This window comes from Shinella sp. AETb1-6, from assembly GCF_009826875.1.
GTDB lineage: Bacteria > Pseudomonadota > Alphaproteobacteria > Rhizobiales > Rhizobiaceae > Shinella > Shinella sumterensis.
In genome coordinates this window covers 17,499-40,888 of the sequence record NZ_WUMM01000020.1, presented here as the reverse complement: position 1 = coordinate 40,888, position 23,390 = coordinate 17,499, and the positions used below count along the sequence as shown (strand labels likewise).

Genomic DNA, 23,390 nt, shown 5'->3' with positions numbered 1-23,390 from the left:
GTCAACCGCCATAGATTTCGAGAAGCGCGGCGTAGACGGCGTCGTTGCCGGCGATGACACGATTGCCCTTGTTCAGCCCGTCATCGGCAAGAAAGTCGTTGGTTTTCAGGCCGGCGGCGCGAATGACGGCAATGGCGCCCAGGCAATCGTAGGAATTGATATGCGGCTCGATATAGCCGAGAAGCCGGCCACTTGCGACGTAGCACAGGGTTAGCGCGCCGGAGCCCTCGCGGTAGAACATGCCGCCGGCATGGAGCAGACGGCCGAACATCGGCAGGAATTCATCCGGTTTGACGCGCGGCGAATAGCCCACGCCGCAGATGCCTTCGCGTACCGAGCGGCCGGGATGGCGCTCGACGGGCCTGCCGTTCAGCGTGGCCGCGAAATCGACGCCGCCGGCAAACAGCTCGTCGCGCGCCGGCGCATAGACCATGCCGAACTTCAGTTCGTTGTCCTGCACGAAGGCGATCGACACGCACCAGCTGGACAGGCCTGAAATGAACGGCTGCGTACCGTCGATCGGATCGACGACCCAGATTCCCTGACCTGGCGCATAGGTGGAGATGCCGGTTTCCTCGCCGAAGAAGGCATCCTCGGGAAAACCGGTCGCCAGCCGTTCCTTGATGAGAAGCTCGGTGTTCAGGTCGGCCTCGCTGGCCATGTCCTGGGCACCCTTGCTCTTGATCGTCAGACTGTCGCGCTGGCGGAAATAGCCATGGGCGAGGTCGCCGGCATCGCGGATCAGCGTCAGCGCGAAGGCGTAGCGCTCGGCGAGCGTGGAATTGGCCATCGGAATTTTCCTTTCAATCGCGCCAGAGCCAGGCCGCGCCGCGCACGCCGCTGGAATCACCGTGTACCGCCCGCTTGATGGGCGTGTGGAACACCGTCGAGAACGTTCGTCTGGCAAGCGCCGGCGGCAGGTCGTCATAGAGCTCGTCGACATTCGACATGCCGCCGCCCATGATCAGCACGTCCGGATCGAGCGTGTTGACGACCGTCGCTAGGCCGCGCGCCACGCGATCGACATAGCGGTCCCAGAGCAGGCCGCAAAGCCGGTCGCCGGCCCGCTTCTTTTCGATGATAGCGCGAGCCTTCAATTTCTCGCCGGTGTGGCGGGTGTATTCCGCCTCGAAGGCGCGGCCGGACACCCAGGTCTCCATGCAGCCATGGCGGCCGCAATAGCACGGGCGGCCGGAAATCTCGGTGACATCGGGAAAAGGCAGGGGATTGTGGCCCCATTCGCCGCCGCTGTTGTTGGGACCGTGATGCGCCTTTCCACCGATCGCGATGCCCGCCCCCGCGCCCGAGCCGAGGATGACGGCAAAAACGACGTTGTGGCCCGCCCCCGCGCCATCGACTGCTTCCGAGGCAGCAAAGCAGTCAGCATCGTTTTCGATGCGCAGCTCGCGCTTGATGATGTCGTTGAGATCTTTCTCCACCGGCTGGCCGAGCAGCCAAGTGGAACTAGCCCCCTTGCCGAGACGGCTGACGGGCTCGAGCGAGCCGGGAATGCCGATGCCGACCGAGCCACTGCGGCCCGTCTGTGTTTCCAGCCCCTCGATCATCTCCTTGATCATGCGGATGCAGCCGAAATAATCATGACGCGGCGTGTCCTGGCGCAGGCGCAGGAGCTCGCGCCCGTCCGGCTCCATCGCCACGCCTTCGATCTTTGTTCCGCCCCAGTCGATTCCGATAAGCACGCAAATCCTCCCGGCACCCGTAAAACGGGCGCCCCGTTCGTTGTCTGTCGATGTTCCTGCCCGCAAGGCGCTCCCGCGCCGTGCGGTCAATTGAAAAGCAGGTCCCGGTGCCGCGCATATTCGGCCAGCAGCGGCAGGCTTGCCGCTCCCAGCACGCGGGCATCACTGCCGATTTTCCCTTCCACGATCTCCACCGGCGCCACGCCCTGCACGTCCATGGCGGCGAGCTTCTGGCGCGTGCGCGCCACCACCTTCGCCCGCACGTCCGGCGGAAAGCCGCCGTCGATCACCACATTGTGGAAGTCGATAACGGAGATGGCGCTGCCGATCGCCAGCGCGAGGCTGTCGGTTGCCTGCTCCACCCAGCGGTCCACGACATCGCCGAGCGCGCTCCAGTCCTGGTTGTTGTGCCAGATGAGGCTCGGATCGCCGCCGCTGTCGCGGATCATCCGCTCGAGAAGGTAGATGGAGGCGCACTGGATCAACCGTTTCGGCGGCTTGCCGGCCTCGGTCGTGGAAACCGGCGCCGACCCGATCGCGCCAGCATAACCGCGGCGGCCGGGATAGAGGCTGCCGTCGAGCACCACGCCGCCGCCGACCAGGGTGGCGAAGAAGACGTAGAGGAAATCCGGATACTTGCCGCCTTCGCCGAAGGCGAGCTCGGCTGCGCAGGCCGCCGTGGCGTCGTTGTAGAAATGGACCGGCCAATCGCAGAGCTGCGCGACCTCGGCCTTGAGATCGAAGCTGCGCCAGGCATCGACCACGTCATGCGGCGCGCCGACCTCCTCTTCCCAGCTCCACATTTCCGACGGCGCAGCGATGCCTACGCCACGCACCCTGCTGAACTGGATGCGCGTCATGTTGTCAGTGATCGTCTCGAGGCTCGTCTGGAAGAACTGCTTCAGCAGCGCCGGCGTCGGATAGGCGAAGGTCGTGCGGATCATCTGGCGCGGCGTGCCGACCATATCCATCAGCACGAGATCGGCGGAGCGCCGGCCGATCTTGAAGCCGACGGAGAAGGCACCTTCCGGATTGAGAGCCATCGGAATGGAGGGCTGGCCCACCTTGCCGCGCTGCGGCTCGCCGCGCACCAGAAGGCCGTCCATCTCGAGCTGTTTCATGATGACGGAGCTGGCCTGAGCGGAAAGCCCGGTCATGCGCGAAATCTCGCCCTTCGACAGCGGACCGTGCGTGCGCACGAGCGAAAGCACGAGCCGCTCGTTATAGAGCTTCACGCCGGTCTGGTTCGTGCCCCGGCTGGTATCCAGCCGCTCACCGGCATCGCTGGCCGCCTTGTCCGTGCTCAACATCTTCACTGCACCTCCCATCATGTGCATTGCGCCGACGCGAATTTATATCGCTTTGCCTTGCACACCAACTGGATGTGCGTCGCTCCTCCGATGTGAGCGAAATATGAGGGGCAACAACCGCATCGTCAATAATAAATCATGCGGAAGTCTTTATATTGCGTATCGCTTGCACTGTTCCTTGCAAAATTTCAGCATATGTTTCATGGCGCATAACGAAAATATTGATGTTAAATCAGTATGTTAATACGTTATATAGATTTCAGCAGTGGTCGCCCGGACGCATGTCTTTGCATTCAAAGCAGGCGTTTAATAAATCATACCGCATTAAATATTGACAAGATTGGCCATCGATGTTTGCATTCCCGTCGCCGGTCGAAGGGGCAGTCCTTGCCGGCGGGGCGCTAGGGAGAGCGCCTGTCCGCGCAACATTCGCAGGGGAGTCCCTGCTTCATGGGAGGATAAAATGCATTCCACTTTTACTCGCGCCGCCTTTGGCGTTCTTCTGGCGTCCGCCGCCTTCGTCGCGCCGGTCCAGGCCCAGGAAAAGATCACCGCCTGCCTGGTCACGAAGACCGAGATCAACCCCTTCTTCGTCAAGATGAAGGAAGGCGCCAGCGCCAAGGCCGCCGAACTCGGTATCGAGCTTCTGACCTTTGCCGGCAAGCAGGACGGCGATGCCGACACGCAGATCGCCGCCATCGAATCCTGCATCGCCAGCGGCGCGAAGGGCATTCTTCTGACGCCGAACGATTCCAGCGCGCTCGTGCCGATCATTACGAAGGCGCGCGAGGCCGGCCTGCTCACCATCGCGCTCGACACGCCGCTCGATCCGGCAAGCGCGGCTGACGCAACCTTCGCGACGGACAATTTCAAGGCGGGCGAATTCGTTGGCAAATGGGCAGCCGGCAAGCTTGGTGACGCCGCCAAGGATGCCAAGATCGCGCTTCTGAACCTCAACGCCCAGGAAATCACCGTCGACTACATGCGCAACCAGGGCTTCCTGTCCGGCTTCGGCATCGACATCAAGAACCCCACCGATATCGGCGATGAGGATGACCCGCGCATCATCGGCAATGCCGTGACCAACGCCAACGAAGAGGGCGGTCGCACGGGCATGGAAAGCCTGCTGCAGATCGATCCCGAGATCAACCTCGTCTACACGATCAACGAGCCGACGGCTGCCGGCGCCTATGAAGCGATCAAGGCCGCGGGTCGCGAAAAGGACGTGACGATCGTCTCCGTCGACGGCGGTTGCCCGGGTGTCCAGAACATCAAGGAAGGCGTGATCGGTGCCACCTCCATGCAGTTCCCGCTGCTGATGGCCTCCATGGGCATTGAGGCTATCAAGGCCTTTGCCGACAGCGGCAAGAAGCCGGAGCCGACGCCCGGCCTTGACTTCTTCAACACCGGCGTCGAGCTGATCACCGACCAGCCCGTCGACGGCCTTCCGTCGATCACCGCCGATGAGGGCCTGAAGAAGTGCTGGGGCTGATGCGGCGCTAGCGCCCGCACGTCACTGACGACATTTCGCCTGCCACTCCCGGGGCAAGCTGCGGGGTGGGCGGTCACCCGCCCGCCCCATTCCCGGCTCACATAGGGATATAATCCATGACGAACAATCTCAACGCGCTGGCCGACAAGACGGAAAGCGTCGATGCAGCGGCAGAGCCCGCGCGCGGCTTTGCGCAATTTGATACCGACGCGATCGGCCCGGTGCAGAAGCTTCAGCGTTTCCTGCACAGCTACCCCACTTTCGTGCCGCTCATCGTGCTGGCGGTATCGCTGATCGGTTTCGGTCTCTTCGCCGGCAGCAAATTCTTCACGCCCTACAACATGTCGCTGATCGTCCAGCAGGTCTCGATCATCGGCATTCTCGCCGTCGCCCAGAGCCTGGTCATCCTCACGGCCGGTATCGATCTCTCGGTGGCCGCTATAATGGTGCTGAGTTCGGTCGTGGCAGGCAATCTGGCGGTCAAGCTCGGCTGGCCGCCCATTCCGTCGCTCCTTACCTCGTTTCTCGTCGGCACCGGCATCGGCCTGATGAACGGTTTCCTCGTCACCCGCGTGAAGTTGCCGCCGTTCATCGCCACGCTCGGCACTTGGAACGTTTTCTATGCGCTTAATCTCTATCTCTCGGGCGCGCAGTCGATCCGGGGCAGCGAAATCGACCAGACCGCGCCCATCCTGAAGATCTTCGGCGAGAGTCTGTCGGTCTTTGGAACGAAGATCAGCTACGGCTCGCTCCTGTTCGTCGCCGTCTTCCTCGTGCTCTGGTATGCGCTGACCCGCACCGCCTGGGGCCGGCACATCTATGCCGTCGGCGACGACAAGGAGGCGGCGGAACTCGCCGGCATCCGCACCGACCGCGTGCTCATCTCGGTCTATGCGGTGGCCGGTTTCATCTGCGCGCTCGCCGGCTGGTCGGCCATCGGTCGCGTCGGCGCGGTGTCGCCCACCAGCTTCTTCGAAGGTAATCTCCAGTCGATCACCGCCGTCGTGATCGGGGGCATCTCGCTGTTCGGCGGGCGCGGCTCCATTCTCGGGCCGCTGGTCGGCGCGCTCATCGTCGGCGTCTTCCAGTCGGGCCTGCGCATCGCCGGCGTCGACGTCCTCTGGCAGCTCTTCGCCATCGGCTGGCTGATCATCCTCGCCGTCGCCGTCGACCAGTGGATCAGAAAGGTTTCCGCATGAACACCGAAGTCACCCCCGTTCTCAGTGCCCGCGGCCTGATGAAACGCTATGGCCGCGTGGTTGCGATCGACAATGGCGAATTCGACCTGATGCCGGGCGAAATCCTCGCCGTTATCGGCGACAACGGCGCGGGCAAATCGAGCCTAATCAAGGCGCTGTCGGGCGCCATCCGCCCCGATAGCGGCGAGATCCGCCTGGATGGCGTGCCGATCTCGTTCTCATCGCCCATCGAGGCGCGCAAGGCCGGCATCGAGACCGTCTACCAGACGCTGGCGCTTTCACCCGCCCTGTCGATCAGCGACAATATGTTTCTCGGCCGGGAAATTTACAGTCCGAACCTCTTCGGCAAGCTGTTCCATCAGCTCGACCGGCAGGCGATGAACGACATCGCCCGCGCGAAGCTCGCTGAACTCGGCCTCCTGACGATCCAGAATATCCAGCAGCCGGTGGAGACGCTGTCGGGCGGCCAGCGGCAGGGTGTCGCCGTCGCGCGCGCCGCCGCCTTCGGCAGCAAGGTCATTATCATGGACGAGCCGACGGCGGCACTCGGCGTGAAGGAATCGCGCAAGGTGCTCGATCTCATCCTCAAGGTGCGGGCCCGAGGCGTGCCGATCGTCCTCATCAGCCACAACATGCCGCATGTCTTCGAGGTCGCTGATCGCATCCATATCCATCGTCTCGGCCGACGCGCGGCGGTCATCTCGCCGAAGGACTATTCCATGTCCGATGCGGTGGCGATCATGACCGGGGCCATGGCGGCGCCGATCGCGGCCTGATCTCTCGAACCCTCCGTCGCGTGCGGCGCGGCAAGAAAGCCGAAGGACATCGATGCCATGAAATTCGCCTTCAACACCTTTCCCTACAGCAGCTTCCCGACCTTCCTGCCCACCTACACGCTGGACGAGACGATCCGCTCCATCGCCGAGGCCGGCTATGATGCCGTCGAAATCGGTTGCTGCGCCCCCCATGCCTGGCCGCAGCACCTGGCAAAGGACCGCCGGCAGGAAATCCGCGCGATCGCCGGTGGTGAGGGGCTGGAAATCTCAGCGCTCCTTCCTGCCATCGGCGGCGGCTTCGGCTGCAATCCCTGCTCGTCGTCGCGGGCGGAGCGTCAGGCGACGGTATCGCATTACATCGACATCATCGATCTCGCTTCCGATCTCGGCGCCGGCATGGTTCTCTACATCGGCGGCTGGCGAGCGCAGGGCATGTCGTTGGAAGCCGGCTGGGACTACAGCGCCGAATGCCTGCGCCAGATCGCCGTCCACGCGCAGGACAGGGGCATTATCATTGCCATCGAGCCGACCACGTCCGATACAAACCTCATTGACACGCCGGCCGATGCGCGCCGGATGATGGAGGCAGTCGGCACATCGAACGTGAAGCTGATGTTCGACACGTTCCACATGGATTTCGAAGGCGGAAGCTTCGCGGACTACGTTGCCGAGATGGGCGCTGACCTCGTCAACATCCACATGGCCGACACGCAGCGAAAGGCTATCGGCGAGGGCACGACGGACTGGCTGCCTCGCATGGAGGCACTCGTGACGGCAAACTACACCGGCAATGTTACAGTCGAAACCGGTTTCGGTCGCCGCGGTGCCGACCCCGGCGAGGTCGCTCGGGTGAGCTTGAGGCACTTGCAGAACGCCCTTGAAGCCATAACATAAGTGGAGTGCCCGCTCGCCGGACGGGTCAGCTACTGAGATAATGCTTTGATGAACTCGCCTGCGAGATACTGGCTGTTGTCTCAAATCCCGGACATCGCAAGCAAGTTAAAGGGATGGTTTCAAGTTCGAATCCCTTCAAGTTCTTAATGTGGCCAGTGGTTGATAGAATCTCCCTGCGAACGATCGGAACGCACTTCTGCTATCGTGCATGGGACAACGCTCGTGCCGGTTAAGGGAAGAATGCATTACGGCCCACGCGCCAGCCTTCGCGACCTCAAGGCCGGTTCGCAAAATGCCCAGCGGGTGAAATCCCCGCTTATCGAGGAAGGTCTGTGTCCGCAATATCTGGAGGTCGGGATCGGACCGGATGCCGAAGTGTTCACCAAGGCGCAGATCATGTCTTCCGTGGGCACAGGGGCCGCCGTGGGGCTGCACCCGGTTTCGAAATGGAACAGCCCCGAACCGGAGATCGTGCTGGCGGTCGACAGCGAAGGCCGGGTCAAGGGCGCGGCACTCGGCAACGATGTGAACCTTCCCGATGTCGAAGGGCGCTCGGCCCTGTTGCTCGGCAAGGCCAAGGACAACAACGCGTCCCGCGCCATCGGTCCCTTTGTCCGTCTGTTCGATGAGAACTATACGATCGACGACGTGCAATGCCGAGTTGGACCTGCGCGTCGAGGGCAAGGACGGCTTCGTGCTGCACGGCAAGAGTTCGATGAAGGAGATCAGTCGCGACCCTCTCGATCTCGTCGCACAGACGCGCGCCGCGCATCACCAGTATCCGGATGGCTTCGTGCAGTTTCTCGGTACACTCTTTGCGCCCGTCGAGGACCGGGACGCACCTAGGCACGGTTTCACGCGAGAAGCTCGGCGCGCTCGTAAACATGGTCAAACTATCGACGGAATGCTCACCCTTGACGTTTGGCGCTTCGCAGTTGATGCGAAATCTGGCGGCAGGAAAGCTGATGTAGGAAACGTCCTTCCGACGCATCAATAGAAGGGCGAAGAAGGCCTTGATCTTCTGCACGCAGGCCCATCCCCTTAGTCCGTATCAGGATGGTCCATCACGCCCGAATAACCTCAGCGACAGCTGCGTTGGGCTTCTTACGACTCGTGCGCGGTCGCAGGAAGGGACAAATACTAGTGGCAAGCTGGAGGAGCGACGGCGAACCTAGTTCGCCGTCGCCATTCGCTCAACATCACAAGCGCATTCTGAGCCGGGTCGACATCCGTCGACCGTTACACGGTGTTACGTCGGAAATTGTTCCGGCTATTGATCAGAACGTGCCCTTGACGCCGATGCCGAACATGCGTGGGGCGGTCATGCTGGCTTCGATGCCACCGATGCCGCGGTTCTGCTGCATATAGGTCGGTGCGCGCTCGTCGAAGACGTTCTTCACGTAGCCGTAGGCCTCCATGTTGTCATGCAGTTTGTAGCTCGCTCTGATATCGGCGATCGTGTAGGGCTCAATGGCGTAGGCTGCGGTATTGGCCGTGTCGGAATAATAGCCATCGAGATGGCGCACCTGGCCCGACAGGTTGAACTTCTCGGTCACGTCCCAACTCACGCCGAAGGTGACCATATAGCCCGGCGACTTTGCGAACTCGTTGCCCTCATAGGCGACGTTACTGGCGATCCGGTCGATTTTTGTGCGCAGGATGCCGGCGCTGCCCTTAAGCGTAAGGTTGTCGAGCAGTTGATAGTCCGCGCCGATCTCCAGGCCGTAAGCGTGCGCCTCCTCGGCGTTGATCGTGTAGGATTGCGTAACACCCGGCGAGATGACGACGGGGATGGTATACTGTGCGTTCTTGAAATCCATGTAGAACAAATTGCCGTTCACCGTCAGACGATCATCGAGAAGGGTCGCGCGGGTGAAGACCTCGTAGTTCCAGATCGACTCCTCCTCGAAGGACTGCCAGCGCCGGGCATTCAGGTTGAGGGAGACGCCGCCGGGATTGTAGCCGCGGCTGACGAGCGCGCCGACGGTCCAGTCGTCGGTGGCCGCATAGGCAAGCGAGGCTTTTGGCAGGAGGGCCGAGAAGGTCGTGTCGAAATCGACCGGCGTCGGCGCGAAGACCGAGGAGCCGGCGCGTTCGATGCGATCGTTCTGATAACGCAGTCCCGTCGTGAGCGTCCATCGTTCGGCAAATCGGTAGCTCATCTCACCGAAGAGACCGAGATTGCGCTTGGTGTCATCGAACGACGACAGTCCAGAGAGGTAGAGCGCCTCGTCGGTGTGCGTGCGCGCGTAATAGAGGCCGGCAACACCACTCACCGTATCGGTCTCGTCTCCGAACATGACGCGTGTCTCGTTCGACACGTTGGCTTGATCGATATCGGCGTTTCCGCCGTTGACGATGCCTGTGGCTCGCTGAACGTTTGAAGACGAGTATTGCGTCTGGTTGAATAGCTTGATGCCGCTCTCGAAGTCATACCCGATGTCGAGGATCCCAGTATTGGTATGCTGCTTCCAGCTTGGCATCGTGTTGGTGACATGCTCGAGCGCATCGAACGGACGTGACGCCGCCTCCTGCGACGGCCTGTTGCTGCTGGTATGCGAATAGGTCAGCTTCGCCGTCAGACCAGGAATGTCGGTTGGCTCCCACAGCAGCTTTAGACGTGCGTTCAGGGCGCTGAAATCCTGATCCGTCCCTTCGTGCCTGAAACCGGCATTGACATAATCGATGAAGGTGCCGCGTCCGGAATAATCAATGGCCAGACGAGCGGCCAGCTGGTCTTCGACGATGGGGCCGGATAGGGCGATGGACGCTCGCTTGCTGTTGTAGTTGCCGATTTCGGCCTGATAGGCCGCCTCGGGCGTGAATGTCGGATCCTTCGTGTTGACGATGATGGCGCCGGCAATGGCGTTGGCGCCCTGCGACGTGGTCTGCGGACCGCGGAACACCTCGATGCTGTCGAGATCCCACACCGATGTCGCACCGAAGTAGAACTCGTTGTAGTTCAGGTAGTGGCCGTCGAGATTGATGGTGGCGCGCGGCACCGTGCCGCCCCAGAACGAGCCCTGTCCGGTCAGCGGACCCTGGCTGTCCTGCCCGCGGATGACCGGCGCGCTGACGGTATCGGAATAAACGACGTTCGGCACATCGGCGATCACTTCCGAGACGGTCGCGTTGCCCGTCTTCTCCCGGTCGATCTCTCGGCTCGTCTTGATCGATACCGAAGAGGCTGTGCTCTTCATGTCCCGAGAGACCTTCTCGCCCGTCACAGTGATGGCCTCCAGAACCGTCGCGCCGTTCGTCGCTGTGTCCTGCGCGGGCGCCATTGCCGGGAGCAACGTCAATGCCGCGACGCTGACGCCGGCTGCGAGCTTGCGAGAAAGATGAGTGCTCATATCAACCCCTAAACATGAGTATTAAACTCATGTTGGCGTAGCGAGGCCGAAAGCATTCCGCAATAGGGAATGCTTTCCACATAATGAGCAGATTGTCGTGAGATGCAGCCCGTGTCATATCTGCAACAGTGTGCTATTGGCGTCGCATCAGCGCCGGAGAAATCGATGGGAGGATGTAGTTGACCGAGTTCGAAGAGAATTCAGACGAACTGTCGGATGTCGCAGGGGAAAAGCGTGCCGGTGTCATTCAGTCCGTCTCCATCGCGTCGCGTTTCCTGAACATCCTCGCGATATCGGATGGCGAACTCCCACTGGTCGAATTGGCCCGTCGTGCAGGGACCGGGCGGTCGACCGCCCATCGCTATATGCAAAGTCTGGTACGCGAGGGGCTCGTCGCACAGGATCAGGTGACGGGCTGTTACGATCTCGGTCCCGCCGCGCTTAGTATCGGCATCAGTGCGCTCAAACGGATTGATCCGGTCGCCGTCGCAGCGCGGCACATGAAGGTGATGGCGTCGCGCTTTGCCGCCAGCTGCGGCGTTGCGATCTGGACGGATCGCGGCCCGACAATCGTGCAATGGTATCGCAGTGCCCGCTTTGCCATCAGCACTGTGACACTGGGCGATGTCCTGCCGCTGGATAACACGGCGTGCGGGCTTGTGTTCCAGGCCTATCTGCCGGCGGAGCGGATCGAGGCGGTGCGCCAGTTGCAGCCGGATGCCTTTCGCGGTCGCCCGCCCGCACCTGGCATGCTGGAGGACATTCGCCGCGCCGGTGGCGCCGAACTGAACGAGCGGCTTTTCTCCGCGCTCACTGGCAAAGCCGCGCCTGTTTTCGATGTCTACGGCGAAATCTGTTGTGTGGTCACCACCGTATCCTTCGTCGAGACGGCAGAGAGCGAGGGACACGCCGCAGCATTGATCGACGCGGGAAAACAGGCGACGCGAGATTCGGGCGGGGCCTGACCCTGCATCGGTTTATGCCTGTGACCCAAGACGCAGATGTGCCCGCAACGTCTCTCCGTCGTAGTCTTGGCGAAAGAGACCTTGCCGCACGAGCAGTGGCACGAGTTCTTCCAGGAACAGGCGCAGCGATTCGAGTGAACCGCCCGGCAGCGCGATGAACCCGTCGATCGCGCCGGCTTCGAACCATTTCACGATGTCGACCGCGACATCCTCTACCGTGCCCACGGACACCCAATGGGCGGAGCCGACGACTTCCGGCCGCGCCAGAAGGTCCTCAAGCAGAGGCTCGTTGTTTTGGATGTGTCGGCGCAGCAGATCGGCGTGGGTGCGGCTACGCACCGTTCGGTCGTCGAACTGTAGCAGATCGGCAGTCACCCGGGCATTCGGCTTCAAGTGAGAAAGATCCAGGCCGAGAATGGTCTTCACGGCGTCGAGGCGCTGCTCTTTCGTCAAATGCGCATGGGCGCGCCGGTGCATCGCCACGGCTTCCTCCCGCGTCTTTGCCAGGAAAAAGTAGAGGCCGGGAAGGACCCTTGGCGCATCAGTCCGTCCATGTTTCTGGGCGCGGATGCGTAGATCGTTCCGCAGGTCGAGTGCGGCGCCCATGTCGGGGGTGGAGGCGAAGGTCGCGTCCGCCACTGAGGCTGCGAAGTCCCGCCCGATCTCCGACGCACCGGCTTGGAACAAAGGCGGTGGGCCGCTGGCATGACCCGGCACGTTGAGCGGTCCCTTGACGCTGAAGAATTCACCGCGGTGGTTGAGCGCCGCCGGTTGCGCCTTATTGTCCAGTGCCGCATGTGGATAGCTCTGCCACAAGCTGCGCACGAGATCGGTGAATTCCGCGGCCTTGCGATAGCGCTCCGGCGCCGGCGGCATCGGCGCATCGCCGAAGTTCTCCGCTCCCTCGATCGAGGTGACGATGTTCCAGGCCGCACGCCCGTTGCTGACCCAGTGCAACGTCTGAATCTGCCGGGCGACGACATAGGGCGGATTGAAGGTCGTCGAGGCGGTTGTGACAAGCCCTATGCGATGCGTGGCCGTGGCGATGGCGGCCAGCAGGACCGTCAGATCCAAACCGACAAACGACGGTGCGGTGCCAGATTTGCCCCGTCGCATGGCCAGGACATCTGGCTTGAAGACGAAGTCGAGCTTAGCTCGTTCTGCCGCTTGCGCCAGCCGGATGTAGAAGCCGGTCGGGTCTCGCTGCTGCTCGGAGCGCTCGGCATCATTGGGCTCACGCCCCTGCAGCCACGTTTCCGTAAGGCAAAGCCCGATATGAAGCTGCCTGCCCTTCATTGTGCCGAGTTCCGCCGATGTGTCGCACGATGGCGTCCAAGCGGGACGATGAGCGGCGTATGCGACACGGGATCATCGATCACGGTGCATTGAAGTCCGAAAACGGCCTCGACCAGATTCTCCGTCACCACCTCGGAAGGACGGCCCTCGGCGAAAATCATGCCATCGCGCATGGCGACAAGATGGGTGGCGTATCGGCAGGCGTGGTTGAGGTCATGCAGTACGGCGACGACTGTCCGCCCAGCGGCATTGAGATCTGTGAGCAAATCCAGCAACTCGATCTGATGGGCGATATCGAGAAAAGTCGTCGGCTCGTCGAGAAGCAGGATCGGTGTCTCCTGCGCCAGGACCATGGCGATCCAGACGCGTTGTCGCTGACCGCCGGAGAGTTCGTCGACCGATCGGTCAGAAAGCTCGGTGATGCGGGTGGCTTGAATGGCCGCGGCCACCGCCGCCTCGTCCGCCTTCGACCATTGCCGGAAGAACGATTGATGCGGGTAGCGCCCCCGCGCCACCAGATCGGCGACTGTGATGCCTGAGGGTGCGACTGCGCTCTGCGGCAGCAGACCAAGCCGGCGTGCGATCTCGCGTGTTGGAAAATCGGCGATGTCTCTTCCGTCCAATATCACGTCGCCGGTCGATGGCTTCAGGAGGCGGGCCATTGCTCTCAAAAGGGTGGATTTACCGCACGCGTTGGGTCCAACGATCACAGTGAAGGCGCCATCGGGTAAGGCGATTGTCAGACCGCGCGATATCGTTCGCTCGTCATAACGTAGCGTCACGGCACGGGCATGGAGGCGATGGGTCATGGCATTCTTCTGTCACCTGATAATGTTAATTCGTATTGCATTGCGGAATGCATTCTGCAATATGGGCAAAACAATATAGACTCAATTTGTCATGTTTATCGTCTTGGGTCCACTTCCTACACCAATTCGACCGACATGAACGTTAGGAGTATGGTGACATGCAGCACCGTGAGAGCGTCGAGGACCGAAACAATCTGCTCGCACAGGACGACCATATGGCCGGCATGGAACGGCTGGCGATGGAAGTCGTTGCACTCGAGCGTCCGGTTCCCTCGGTCATGAGGGTTACGGGACGCATTTCTCCGAGCGATCCGGCTCCATGGCGTCGGCCCAATCTCGCTGTGCGCCTTGAAGTCGAAAGTCCGGAGGGCCAGCGGCCGGTTTCCCGCGTCTACACCATCCGTTCCTTTGATGCGGCGCTGAGCCTTGTCGAAATCGATTTCGTCATCCATGCCGACGACAGCCCCGCCATGCGCTGGCTGAATGGCGCGGCCATCGGCAGCATCATCCATCTTGTCGGACCGCGCGCCCATTATCTTCCCGATCACGATGTTGCAGGCGGTGTCGCGCTTTTTGCCGACGAAACAGCCATCCCGGCAATCCACGCCATCCTCAGCGCATGGCAGGGCGGAAGCCGCGGCGAGCTCTACGTGGAAACCGCGGACCCGGCCGCCTTCGAGGAATTGCCAAAAGTGGATGGTGTGGTGCGTCACCTGCTGCTTCGGGAGCCCCATGAGCCAGCCGGCACGACCGGGCGGTTGGTCGCGGCCGCGCGCGCGTTGCCCAATCCCGAGGGGCGCATGATTTGGGCGGCAGGAGAGCGTCAGGATGTCCGTGCCATCCGTGCCTATTTCACCGAGGAATGCGGCCTGCCTAAAGAGCGTGTTCGCGTCTTCGGATACTGGCGCAAGGGTGTCAGCAGCTCGGAAATCGACCGGACGCGTCTCAAGCAGTATGAGACGGTGCGCGCGGCAGGCGGAGGCTTGCGGCAGATGAACGATCTCGACGTTCTCGCTTGACGATCAGACCATGATCCAGCGCCGTACTCTTCTGACATCCGCTTTCGGACTTGCCATCAGTACCCTCCTGCCGCCGCTGACCGCCCATGCGCAGGAGGGATGGCCGCGCACCATACGCCATGACGCCGGTGAGTTGACGCTCCCCGCGCAGCCCCGGCGGATCGTCTCGACGGCGCCGAGCCTTACTGGCATCCTGCTTGCCATTGGCGCGCCCGTTATTGCCAGCGCTGCCACGACCCCGAGCATCCTCACGGATGAGAAGGGTTTCTTCTCGCAATGGGCCAAGGTCGCTGACGAGCGCCGGGTGGAGGTGCTTTACAGCAAGCTCGAATTCGATATCGAGGCTGTTATCGCGGCCGAGCCGGATCTGCTGATCATCTCGGCAACCGGGGCCGACAGCGTCGTCCAGCACCACGCCGAACTGGTGGCGCAGGGCATACCGGCCATCGTCATCAACTACTCCAACCAGAGCTGGCAGGATATTGCCGTCCAGCTCGGCAGGGCCACCGGCCTTGAATCCGAAGCGGCGGATGCGATCGCCCGTTTCGATAGCTATGCGGCCGATGTCGCTTCATCCTTGCCGCCCGTCGAGGGGCCGGTCAGCATCGTCGGCTATAATATTGGCGGCAGCTATTCCATCAGCAAGCCGAAGAGCCCGCAGGCACGGCTCCTCGCTGCGCTTGGCATGACCGTGACCGGCTTGCCCGAAAGCCTGCGTGGGCAGGTGACGCGGGCTTCCGATTTCGAGTTCATTTCGCAGGAGAACCTGCCTGCGGCGATCACGGGCGATAGCGTCTTCCTGCTGCGGGCGACGAATGAGGATGTGGAGGCATTCCTGGCCGATCCTGTGCTGGCCAATCTGCCCGCCGTGAAAACCAAGCATGTCTACCCGTTGGGCGCGACATCCTTCCGCATCGACTATTATTCGGGCCGCCAAATGATAGATGCTGCCGCCCGGGCGCTGAAGGGCAAATGACCTGGGCTTTCGTGAGGGTAGCACGCGATACGGGCAGACGCGAGCGGAGGATTTGGGGTGTGCTTTCAGGCCTGGTCGCGCTCATCGTTCTATGCCTTCTCAGCCTTGCCTTCGGGTCGCGACCCATTCCTCTTGATGTGGTTCTCGATGCGATCAATGCTTACAACCCGAGCGACGATCGGCATCTGATCGTCTGGTCCCTGCGCGTTCCCAGGACTGCGGTTGCGCTGCTTGCGGGGCTAGCGCTCGGCGTATCAGGTGCCGTGATGCAGGCCATTACACGCAATCCGTTGGCTGAACCGGGGCTGCTCGGCGTCAACGCGGGCGCAGCCGTCTCCGTCGTGCTCGGTGCATCCTTTTTCGGGGTCGCGACAATGGCCGGTCGCGTATGGTTCGGTATTGCCGGCGCAGGTCTTGCGGGCGGGGCCGTCTTCTTGCTGGGGCGTGCGCATGAAACCGGAACAAACCCGGTGCGGCTGGTGCTGGCCGGGGCAGGGCTGTCGGTCATGCTCGGCGCGCTCACGGGTATCGTCCTGATCAACGCACCGACCGCTGTGCTTGATGACTTTCGTACCTGGGCGGCAGGATCGGTGGCCGGACGCGGCTTCGATGTCGCCGGCGTCCTGGCCGTCGTGACGATCCTTGGGCTCGTTGTGGCCTTTTCCATTGCCGCGAACCTCAATGCGATTGCGCTGGGAGACGAACTCGGCAGGGCGCTCGGTCTGCATACGGGCCGCACACTCTTCCTTGCATGCCTGGCCGTCATGCTGCTGGCCGGCGGCGCGACGGCCGCGGCCGGGCCGATAGGCTTCGTGGGCCTGGTGGCGCCGCATCTCGCACGCACTGTCACGGGGCCGGATTATCGCTGGATCCTTCCCTATTCCGCGCTGCTAGCGTCTATCCTCTTGCTCGGTGCAGATTGCCTCGGTCGCATAATTGCCGCACCGGAGGAGATCGCCGCGGGTATCGTCACCGCACTGGTCGGTGGACCCTTCTTCATCCTCATCGTCCGCAGGTACCAGTTGAGGCCGTTATGAAAACGGCGCCTGCATCCGTGTGCCGTCTGGGGCAACTGTCGGTGCGGTGGCGGCCGCGTGTCGCCGTGTTTTGCGGCCTGCTGATCCTGGCGCTTGTAGTCCTTGCCGTCCTGCTGCTGTCCAGCGGCTCCCTGTCGCTCGGCCTGAAAGATGTTTTCGCGACGCTCGTCGGGCAGGGCGATGATGCGAAAGCCGAGCGCATCATGCTGCGCATTCGGCTTCCGCGTGTCTTGACGGCCATTATCGTCGGCGGAGCCCTCGGCATGTCGGGGTCGATCTTCCAGTCCATCTCGCGCAACGCGCTTGGCTCGCCCGATATCATCGGCTTCACGACGGGTGCAGCCACGGGTGCGATCGTTCAGATCATGCTGCTCGATGCCGGCCCGATCGAAACCTCTGCCGCGGCTGTGTTGTCAGGCGCTCTGACCGCCGTTGCGGTATTCCTTCTAGCCCGCAAGGGGCGTTCCACCGGCGGTTACCGGCTCGTGCTGATCGGCATCGGCGTCGGCGCCACGCTCTCCGGCATCAACACGATCCTGCTGGTGAGCGGCGACCTCGATCAGGCGGCCTCCGCCCAGCTCTGGCTTGCCGGCTCACTCAACACACGGACCTGGTCGCATGTGGTGCCTGCAGCGATCGGCTTTATCCTCGTCCTACCGGTGGTGATCGCCCATGCACGCGGCCTCAATCTGCTTGAGATGGGCGATGATACTGCGCGGCAACTCGGCATGGATGCCGAGCGCACGCGACTGCTTATGATCATGGCCGCCGTCGGATTGACATCTGTCGCCACCGCTGCCGCCGGTCCGATCGCTTTCATAGGGCTCGCGGCGCCGCAACTCGCCCGCCGGCTTAGCGGATCGCCGGATGTGCCCGTTATGTCCGGCGCATTAATGGGTATGGTGTTGCTCCTGGGAGCGGACCTGACGAGTCAGCACTTTCCGCTCAATATCCACATGCCCATCGGTCTGACCACAGGTCTCCTGGGCGGCGTCTACCTTCTATGGCTGCTGGTCCGGCCCAAGTCATTTTAGGGCGATGTCACGTTGTTTCATCAATGATGAAGCAACAAAAGCGAGCAGCGCCACGCCCTCACACAGGCTATCTGCACATTCCGACAGGGGCGGATCGTTGACCGTAGCCACGAGGCCCAGCAGTATCGAGCGCCCGGCCTCAATCTCGTCATCGCCGCGATTGTCTATTGGAATTCCACTTACATGGCCGATGCTATTGCGCATCTGCGCTCAGCCGGAAATGTCGTGACCGACGATCTTATAGCGCACACATCTCCGGTAGGCTGGGAGCACATCGCGTTCTCGGGCGACTTCCTGTGGGATCGGGCCGCGCAAGCAAAGGCTCGAAAATCCCTCATCCTGCCGAGAGGGACAAAGGCCGCATAGGATGTTCTCCCGCTGTTCGCCCTTGCCGTTGTTTAGCGTACTTCGAACGCTACGCTCTCTAATTGACCATTTGATTGTCGATCGACTGCCTGAGCTTGCGAACGTCGCGGACAGGCGGCGCCCCGAATTGCCGCAAATATTCGCGGCTGAACTGAGAGGCGCTTTCATAGCCGACCGCATAGGCAACGTCGGAGGCACTATGGTCTCCGGCGAGCAACAACTGGCGTGCCTCCTGAAGGCGTAGCTGCTTCTGATACTGGATCGGGCTCAATCCCGTCAGCGCGACGAAATGGCGGTGCAGGCTGGCGCGGCTCATGCCGGCGGCTTCGCACAGCGCCTCGATTCGCAGCCGCCTGTTGCCATGGTCGCGGATCCATTCGACTGCGCGACGGATGCCGCCGATCGCACCTTCCGGGCGGGCGATGTGGCGCAACAGACGCCCTTGCGGGCCCTGGAGGAGACGATAAAGCAATTCGCGTTCGGCCATCGGCGCGAGCGCCGGAATGTCCGCAGGCGAGTCGAGCAACGCCAGCAGCCGCAGCAGCGTGTCGCGCAGCGGCGGCGTCATCGGATTGAGCGCGATGCCGCTGCCTGGAATTTCCGCGTCGCGCACCGCAGGCATCGTCGATGCGACCTCGGCAAGAAGCGCCGGATCAAGGACCAGCGAAACCGACACGTAAGGACTGCCGTTATCAGCATCATGGATCTGGCCGCTCAAGGGCAAATCGAGTGCGCTGACCAAGTATTGAGACGCATCGTAGCGCAACAGGTCATCGTGGATGACCACCTCTTTCGATCCCTGCAGAATGAAGCAGATCATCGAGCGGTAGAGACACGGCGAGGTTCCTGAGGTTGCCTGTCCTACGCCGATTTCCAGGCGGGGTATCGGCGTGAGGGCCATTCCGATCCGCCCGTGGCGGAGCGCAATATCGCGAAGAGGCTGTAGGTTGTCTGTCATGGCAACACTATGACACCATTTCTTCCCTCTGCAAAGAGCTTGAGACAATCAGGCAATCAATTGAGAGTATTAGGCGGGGTGTCGGACACGCCGATCGCCTATTTGACTGGCAGCGAAGGCGGCCCCCAACGGTGTGCCGTCAGGAAAATCAAAATAACAGGAACGTAGCCATGTCTCAGAAGATCGCACTCATTACCGGCGCTAGCCGCGGCCTCGGTCGCAGCATGGCGCTGCACCTCGCCCGTCGCGGCGTCGGCATCGTGGGCACCTATCGCCAGGGCGCGGCGGAAGCCGATGCGCTGGTAAGCGAGATCGAGGCGCTGGGCGGCACCGCGGCGATGCTCGAGCTCGACGTCACCAAGGTAGCAGGCTTTCCGGCCTTCGCCGCATCCTTCGCTGAGACGCTCCGAAGCCGCTTCGACAGCGACCGGTTCGATTATCTGGTCAACAACGCCGGTGCGGTCGTCCACGTGCAGGTCGCTGACGCCAGCGAGGAACAGTTCGACATGATGATTGACATGCACCTGCGCGGACCGGTGTTCCTGACGCAGGCATTGCTACCGATCATCGCTGATGGCGGACGCATTCTTAATGTCTCTACGGGCTTCACGCGCACGTCGATGGCCACCTTCGGTCTTTATGCGGCAGCCAAAGCGGGGCTCGAGACGCTGACCCGGTTCATGGCGCTGGAACTCGGCGCGCGGCAGATTCGCGTTAACGCCATCGCGCCCGGTGCCATCGCCACCGATTTCGGCGGTGGTAGGGTCCGCGATAACGAACAGGCTCATGCCTTCGTCGCGAGCAAGATCGCACTGGGCCGCGTCGGTCAGCCCGACGACATTGGCGGCGCGGTCGCAGCAATCCTGTCCGACGACATGGGTTGGGCCAACGGTACGACCTTCGATGTCTCGGGTGGTCAGTCGCTCTGATGCTGCATCCGGCTCCATCGGAGAAATCGTCATGACCGAAACCGATCTTACTCTCATCAGCCATCCGCTGTGCCCGTTCGTCCAGCGTGCCGCGATCGTACTTCTGGAAAAAGGCGTTCCGTTCAACCGGGTCAACGTCGATCTATCGGCCAAGCCCGACTGGTTCCTGGCCTTGTCGCCGACCGGCAAGGTGCCGGCGCTGAAGGTGCGCCAGCCGCACGGTGAGGAGGCAATCCTCTTCGAAAGCGTTGTTATCTGCGAATATCTGAACGAGACACGAGGCGGCGCTGCGATGTATCCCGACGATGCATTGCTGCGTGCCCGGCATCGCGCCTGGATCGAGTTCGCCACCCAGACCTTTGCCGAGGGCTGGCAGTTCCTCCACGCCAAGGACATGGCGACCGCCGACGCCAAGCGCGCTGCCTTCCGTGATCGGCTAAGCAAGATCGAGGCCGAACTGGGCGACGGTCCGTATTTCGCCGGGGCGGAATTTGGTCTCGTCGATGCGGTCTACGCACCGCTGTTTCGCTATTTCGGGATCATCGATCCGGAAGTGGCGGACCCGATCTTTGCTGGCCTGCCACGTGTGACGGCGTGGCGCGGGGCACTTGCCGAGCGATCCAGCGTCAAGAACGCCGTGATCGACAACTATCCCGACCTGTTTCGCGACCATCTGCGCCGGCAAGGCGCGATGATCGTCGCCTAACCCTGACCATCATCCAAGGATTTACAGCATGGCCGACCCATCCAAGAGTGCGCTGATCCTGATCGAATATGTCAATGACTGGCTCTCCCCGACCGGCGGCATCTATCCGGCGTTTCAGGACCGGGAGCAGGTCGACACCGCCATTGCCAATTCGAAGATCATCCTCGAAGAGGCCCGCCGTCGCGGCATGCACGTGATCCACGCGGCGCTGAAGTTCGAGCCGACCTTCAAGGTGCTGGGCGAAGCAAAATATGGCCTGCGCAAGATGATGCGCGACTACGGGTCTTTCCTGGGCGAGCAGGCTGATTTCTTCCCTGGCTTCGAACCGGCGGAAGGCGAGCATGTCGTCCGCGCGCGCGCCGGCGGTAGCAGCGTCTTCGTCGGAACCACGCTCGACGGCTACCTGCGCAACAACGGCATCTTCGATATCTACCTCGCCGGCTTCTCGCTACGCCAGTGCGTCGAGTCTTCGATGCGCAATGCCCATGACCTCGGCTACCACACCAACGTCATCTACGACGCCTCAGCCGGATATACCCGCAAGCAGCAGGACGACTTCGTGGCCGAGATCACACCTTTCTACGCCAACGCGATCACCGCCCAGGAGTTCGTGTCGCATGAGTGAAATACCACAGCCCGGCCTTTCAGGGTCGGGCCTTGGTTTATCAGGGCTTCGGAGGCGATACGATGATTGGATTGATGGTCGAACTCGCAGTCACGCCTGACAGCGGTGCAGCATTCGAATGCGCCTTCGCCGTTCAGGCGGCTGCGGTGCGTGCCAACGAACCGGGCAACCGCCTGTACGAACTGTTCAAGTCGACCACCCTAGCCGACAGCTACACGCTCGTTGAAATCTACGAGGATGATGCCGCGCTTCAGGCGCACCGCGCATCGCCGCACATGGCGGCCAATCGCCTGCTCACCGCGCCCTTTCTGGCCGCACCGCCCGTCATGCACATGTTCACGATTGTGCCGTACGCCCTGTAACCGACCGACGGTATGCGTGCTTACGGCGGCACACTATAGTACACAGTGATCGGCAGAATATCGGTCTGTGGAGAGCAATCGGCCGGGTTGGCGTCCGGCCGCCCGACGAAAGGCGCTAGGTCCGTGTCCTCGATGCTATCCGCGATCTTGGCATCTCTGTCACCCGCGGCCATGTGGAGTGCTACCGACAGGATCGTCAGAGCGCCCGATCCGCAGACACGGTTGACGGCCAGCCCCGGAACGAGTACCGGCAGGGTGCCGCCAATAGACGTCTGCGCGCCGGGTTCGTCTGGTTTCCGGCCTGGATGACGTTGACCATCACCACTGCCCCGATCTCCACGCCCGACAGTCCGGCTCGGCTCAGATTCTTTCGGATGGCAATCGCCCGAGTTCTGTGGCGGCACGCCCTTCGTATGCCGTTATTGGCACCGATTCCCAGCGTCTGTTAAACGGGGACCGAGTCGGCTTCAGGCTCGCCATGCACTCGATGCGATACGAACGCTTCAACACTTCCACCATTGCCGCGCGCCAGGCGCTAGGCCAGAAAGTCGGAGAACCGCGCACCGGTAGCCTCGACGTGGGGTTGGGCGTCGCCCTCCAGTCTGCGCTGCGGATAACCAGTGCCAAAATTGCCGGTCCCCAACGCCAGTCTCGAAAGTTGAAGGCCCGTGCGGCCGAATGTCACGTAGTCCATCGCAAATATCCTTGCCGCTGCGGCGGTGGCAATCAAACGGCCAGGAAAGCCTTGGCTTTCGTGATAAAGGCGTCGTGATACTGGAAGATGCCGCCATGGCCTGCGTCGGGGTAAAGGACGAGCTCGGCTCCGGGGATGTGGCGCGCCAGGTCGGACGAGTTCTCGCTCGGCACCATGATGTCATGATCGCCGTTCGCTACAAGGACGGGCTTGGCGATGGTCTCCAGCGGCTGCGGCGCCTGCTGGCCCCAGGCCTTGATAGCCTTCAACTGTCGCAGAAAAACTTTCAGCGAGACCGCCTTGTCGCGATCCTCCGCGCGCGCTTTCAATCGGGCGAGGAAGGTCTTGGCCGCCCGCTTGCCCGCCACGCTCGACGTGAAGAAGAGATAGAATTTGGGGTCGCGGAAGGTCAGCAGGCCTTTGATGATGAGCGGCCACGACACCAAGCCGACCCGTTCGATTCCGGTTCCACCCGCCGGACCCGTGCCGGCGAGGATGACGCGGCGGACAAGATCGGGTGCGTCGAACAAGATCTGCTGGGCGACGAAGCCACCGAGCGAGAAGCCGATCAGATCGATCGACGTCAGTCCGAGCGCGCGGATCGTGGCGATGGTGTCGCTCGCCATTTCGGCGATGGTCAGAGGGGCTGTGCCGCCGGACGCGCCGATGCCGCGATAATCGAGGGCATAGACCGTTCGATCGACAGCCAGGCCCTCGACGATCGGAGGATCGAAATTGTCGAGGTTCGCGCCCCAATGGTTGAGAAGCACCACCGGCACGCCGCCGTCAGGCCCGAGACGACGATAGGCGAAGTGCGTGCCGGCAGCCTCAACGTGGTGGGTGGGCGCCGTCTTCCAGTCTGCGTTGCGCGTGTGGGTGGTCATGATGGA

Annotated in this window: 21 protein-coding genes and 2 pseudogenes; 15 read left to right on the top strand and 8 right to left on the bottom strand. The window is 62.1% G+C overall.

All coding sequences use genetic code 11. The features are described from left to right. Position 1: 1 nt before the first annotated feature. From GR158_RS23605 to GR158_RS23595, 3 genes are all read right to left on the bottom strand, one after another. Entirely contained in the window at positions 2–790 is a 789-nt protein-coding gene (locus GR158_RS23605) for an inositol monophosphatase (protein ID WP_134651499.1), read from the bottom strand. Between the two features lie 13 nt (positions 791–803). After that, entirely contained in the window at positions 804–1,700 is an 897-nt protein-coding gene (locus tag GR158_RS23600; protein WP_134651497.1) for an ROK family protein, read from the bottom strand. A gap of 86 nt (positions 1,701–1,786) precedes the next feature. Beyond that, positions 1,787–3,010, bottom strand: a complete 1,224-nt coding sequence (locus tag GR158_RS23595) for an ROK family transcriptional regulator (RefSeq protein WP_160872851.1) — start codon at positions 3,008–3,010, stop codon at positions 1,787–1,789. A 463-nt stretch (positions 3,011–3,473) separates the two neighbouring features. Between GR158_RS23595 and GR158_RS23590 the strand changes: the two genes are divergently transcribed. The 5 genes and pseudogenes from GR158_RS23590 to GR158_RS23570 form a co-directional block, all read left to right on the top strand. Then, complete coding sequence (locus GR158_RS23590) at positions 3,474–4,502, top strand: sugar ABC transporter substrate-binding protein (RefSeq protein ID WP_160872833.1); 1,029 nt, start codon at positions 3,474–3,476, stop codon at positions 4,500–4,502. A 116-nt stretch (positions 4,503–4,618) separates the two neighbouring features. After that, on the top strand, positions 4,619–5,701 hold the full coding sequence (locus tag GR158_RS23585; RefSeq protein ID WP_134651486.1) for an ABC transporter permease: 1,083 nt from the start codon (positions 4,619–4,621) through the stop codon (positions 5,699–5,701). Then, entirely contained in the window at positions 5,698–6,477 is a 780-nt protein-coding gene (locus tag GR158_RS23580; RefSeq protein WP_134651484.1) for an ATP-binding cassette domain-containing protein, read from the top strand. Before GR158_RS23585 ends, GR158_RS23580 begins: the two co-directional genes overlap by 4 nt. A gap of 57 nt (positions 6,478–6,534) precedes the next feature. Then, positions 6,535–7,371, top strand: coding sequence for a sugar phosphate isomerase/epimerase (locus GR158_RS23575; protein ID WP_160872832.1), 837 nt, complete (start codon positions 6,535–6,537; stop codon positions 7,369–7,371). 261 nt (positions 7,372–7,632) lie between these two features. Beyond that, a pseudogene (locus GR158_RS23570) lies at positions 7,633–8,342 on the top strand (fumarylacetoacetate hydrolase family protein); the annotation flags it as partial. 306 nt (positions 8,343–8,648) lie between these two features. Here GR158_RS23570 and GR158_RS23565 read toward each other — a convergent pair. Next, entirely contained in the window at positions 8,649–10,724 is a 2,076-nt protein-coding gene (locus GR158_RS23565) for a TonB-dependent receptor (protein WP_160872831.1), read from the bottom strand. A 179-nt stretch (positions 10,725–10,903) separates the two neighbouring features. Here GR158_RS23565 and GR158_RS23560 point away from each other — a divergent pair, with 179 nt between their 5' ends. Beyond that, entirely contained in the window at positions 10,904–11,689 is a 786-nt protein-coding gene (locus tag GR158_RS23560) for an IclR family transcriptional regulator (RefSeq protein ID WP_160872830.1), read from the top strand. A gap of 12 nt (positions 11,690–11,701) precedes the next feature. On the opposite strand, the gene GR158_RS23555 is transcribed toward GR158_RS23560, so the two are convergent. Both GR158_RS23555 and GR158_RS23550 read right to left on the bottom strand, forming a co-directional pair. After that, the gene (locus GR158_RS23555; protein WP_160872829.1) at positions 11,702–12,985 is read right to left on the bottom strand and encodes an NtaA/DmoA family FMN-dependent monooxygenase; all 1,284 of its coding nucleotides are present in this window, start codon (positions 12,983–12,985) and stop codon (positions 11,702–11,704) included. Continuing rightward, on the bottom strand, positions 12,982–13,794 hold the full coding sequence (locus GR158_RS23550; protein ID WP_160872828.1) for an ABC transporter ATP-binding protein: 813 nt from the start codon (positions 13,792–13,794) through the stop codon (positions 12,982–12,984). The genes GR158_RS23555 and GR158_RS23550 overlap by 4 nt, the downstream gene beginning before the upstream one ends. A gap of 158 nt (positions 13,795–13,952) precedes the next feature. Between GR158_RS23550 and GR158_RS23545 the strand changes: the two genes are divergently transcribed. From GR158_RS23545 to GR158_RS23525, 5 genes and pseudogenes are all read left to right on the top strand, one after another. Then, positions 13,953–14,813 carry a siderophore-interacting protein gene (locus GR158_RS23545; RefSeq protein ID WP_202402420.1) on the top strand — a complete coding sequence of 287 codons (861 nt, stop codon included), beginning with the start codon at positions 13,953–13,955 and terminating at the stop codon, positions 14,811–14,813. 10 nt (positions 14,814–14,823) lie between these two features. Further along, positions 14,824–15,789 carry a Fe2+-enterobactin ABC transporter substrate-binding protein gene (gene fepB / locus GR158_RS23540; protein WP_160872827.1) on the top strand — a complete coding sequence of 322 codons (966 nt, stop codon included), beginning with the start codon at positions 14,824–14,826 and terminating at the stop codon, positions 15,787–15,789. Positions 15,790–15,848: 59 nt separating this feature from the next. After that, the gene (locus GR158_RS23535) at positions 15,849–16,826 is read left to right on the top strand and encodes a FecCD family ABC transporter permease (RefSeq protein WP_371731783.1); all 978 of its coding nucleotides are present in this window, start codon (positions 15,849–15,851) and stop codon (positions 16,824–16,826) included. Then, positions 16,823–17,860, top strand: a complete 1,038-nt coding sequence (locus GR158_RS23530) for an iron chelate uptake ABC transporter family permease subunit (protein ID WP_160872825.1) — start codon at positions 16,823–16,825, stop codon at positions 17,858–17,860. Before GR158_RS23535 ends, GR158_RS23530 begins: the two co-directional genes overlap by 4 nt. Before the next feature lie 33 nt (positions 17,861–17,893). Then, positions 17,894–18,226, top strand: a pseudogene (locus GR158_RS23525) (Tn3 family transposase); the annotation flags it as partial. Between the two features lie 58 nt (positions 18,227–18,284). On the opposite strand, the gene GR158_RS23520 reads toward GR158_RS23525, so the two are convergent. After that, positions 18,285–19,184 (bottom strand): AraC family transcriptional regulator, encoded by a 900-nt coding sequence (locus GR158_RS23520; RefSeq protein ID WP_160872824.1) that lies wholly within the window; start codon positions 19,182–19,184, stop codon positions 18,285–18,287. Between the two features lie 170 nt (positions 19,185–19,354). On the opposite strand from GR158_RS23520, the gene GR158_RS23515 reads away from it, so the two are divergent. Genes GR158_RS23515 through GR158_RS23500 form a run of 4 tightly spaced genes read left to right on the top strand, consistent with a single transcriptional unit; the run spans position 19,355 to position 21,806 of the window. Beyond that, positions 19,355–20,113 (top strand): SDR family NAD(P)-dependent oxidoreductase, encoded by a 759-nt coding sequence (locus tag GR158_RS23515; protein WP_160872823.1) that lies wholly within the window; start codon positions 19,355–19,357, stop codon positions 20,111–20,113. 31 nt (positions 20,114–20,144) lie between these two features. Continuing rightward, entirely contained in the window at positions 20,145–20,819 is a 675-nt protein-coding gene (locus GR158_RS23510; protein ID WP_160872822.1) for a glutathione S-transferase family protein, read from the top strand. Between the two features lie 28 nt (positions 20,820–20,847). After that, on the top strand, positions 20,848–21,444 hold the full coding sequence (locus tag GR158_RS23505) for an isochorismatase family cysteine hydrolase (protein ID WP_160872821.1): 597 nt from the start codon (positions 20,848–20,850) through the stop codon (positions 21,442–21,444). Next, positions 21,441–21,806 carry a putative quinol monooxygenase gene (locus tag GR158_RS23500; protein ID WP_371731782.1) on the top strand — a complete coding sequence of 122 codons (366 nt, stop codon included), beginning with the start codon at positions 21,441–21,443 and terminating at the stop codon, positions 21,804–21,806. The genes GR158_RS23505 and GR158_RS23500 overlap by 4 nt, the downstream gene beginning before the upstream one ends. Before the next feature lie 726 nt (positions 21,807–22,532). Here the strand turns inward: GR158_RS23500 and GR158_RS23495 are convergent. Beyond that, complete coding sequence (locus GR158_RS23495) at positions 22,533–23,384, bottom strand: alpha/beta fold hydrolase (protein ID WP_160872820.1); 852 nt, start codon at positions 23,382–23,384, stop codon at positions 22,533–22,535. Between the last annotated feature and the right edge of the window lie 6 nt (positions 23,385–23,390).

What these genes read in the sequence shown, in the direction of transcription:
- GR158_RS23605 (WP_134651499.1), bottom strand. Translation starts at nt 790, where the DNA reads ATGGCCAATTCCACGCTCGCCGAGCGCTACGCCTTCGCGCTGACGCTG.
- GR158_RS23595 (WP_160872851.1), bottom strand. Translation starts at nt 3,010, where the DNA reads ATGTTGAGCACGGACAAGGCGGCCAGCGATGCCGGTGAGCGGCTGGAT.
- GR158_RS23590 (WP_160872833.1), top strand. Translation starts at nt 3,474, where the DNA reads ATGCATTCCACTTTTACTCGCGCCGCCTTTGGCGTTCTTCTGGCGTCC.
- GR158_RS23585 (WP_134651486.1), top strand. Translation starts at nt 4,619, where the DNA reads ATGACGAACAATCTCAACGCGCTGGCCGACAAGACGGAAAGCGTCGAT.
- GR158_RS23580 (WP_134651484.1), top strand. Translation starts at nt 5,698, where the DNA reads ATGAACACCGAAGTCACCCCCGTTCTCAGTGCCCGCGGCCTGATGAAA.
- GR158_RS23575 (WP_160872832.1), top strand. Translation starts at nt 6,535, where the DNA reads ATGAAATTCGCCTTCAACACCTTTCCCTACAGCAGCTTCCCGACCTTC.
- GR158_RS23565 (WP_160872831.1), bottom strand. Translation starts at nt 10,724, where the DNA reads ATGAGCACTCATCTTTCTCGCAAGCTCGCAGCCGGCGTCAGCGTCGCG.
- GR158_RS23555 (WP_160872829.1), bottom strand. Translation starts at nt 12,985, where the DNA reads ATGAAGGGCAGGCAGCTTCATATCGGGCTTTGCCTTACGGAAACGTGG.
- GR158_RS23550 (WP_160872828.1), bottom strand. Translation starts at nt 13,794, where the DNA reads ATGACCCATCGCCTCCATGCCCGTGCCGTGACGCTACGTTATGACGAG.
- GR158_RS23545 (WP_202402420.1), top strand. Translation starts at nt 13,953, where the DNA reads ATGCAGCACCGTGAGAGCGTCGAGGACCGAAACAATCTGCTCGCACAG.
- fepB (WP_160872827.1), top strand. Translation starts at nt 14,824, where the DNA reads ATGATCCAGCGCCGTACTCTTCTGACATCCGCTTTCGGACTTGCCATC.
- GR158_RS23530 (WP_160872825.1), top strand. Translation starts at nt 16,823, where the DNA reads ATGAAAACGGCGCCTGCATCCGTGTGCCGTCTGGGGCAACTGTCGGTG.
- GR158_RS23520 (WP_160872824.1), bottom strand. Translation starts at nt 19,184, where the DNA reads ATGACAGACAACCTACAGCCTCTTCGCGATATTGCGCTCCGCCACGGG.
- GR158_RS23515 (WP_160872823.1), top strand. Translation starts at nt 19,355, where the DNA reads ATGTCTCAGAAGATCGCACTCATTACCGGCGCTAGCCGCGGCCTCGGT.
- GR158_RS23510 (WP_160872822.1), top strand. Translation starts at nt 20,145, where the DNA reads ATGACCGAAACCGATCTTACTCTCATCAGCCATCCGCTGTGCCCGTTC.
- GR158_RS23505 (WP_160872821.1), top strand. Translation starts at nt 20,848, where the DNA reads ATGGCCGACCCATCCAAGAGTGCGCTGATCCTGATCGAATATGTCAAT.
- GR158_RS23495 (WP_160872820.1), bottom strand. Translation starts at nt 23,384, where the DNA reads ATGACCACCCACACGCGCAACGCAGACTGGAAGACGGCGCCCACCCAC.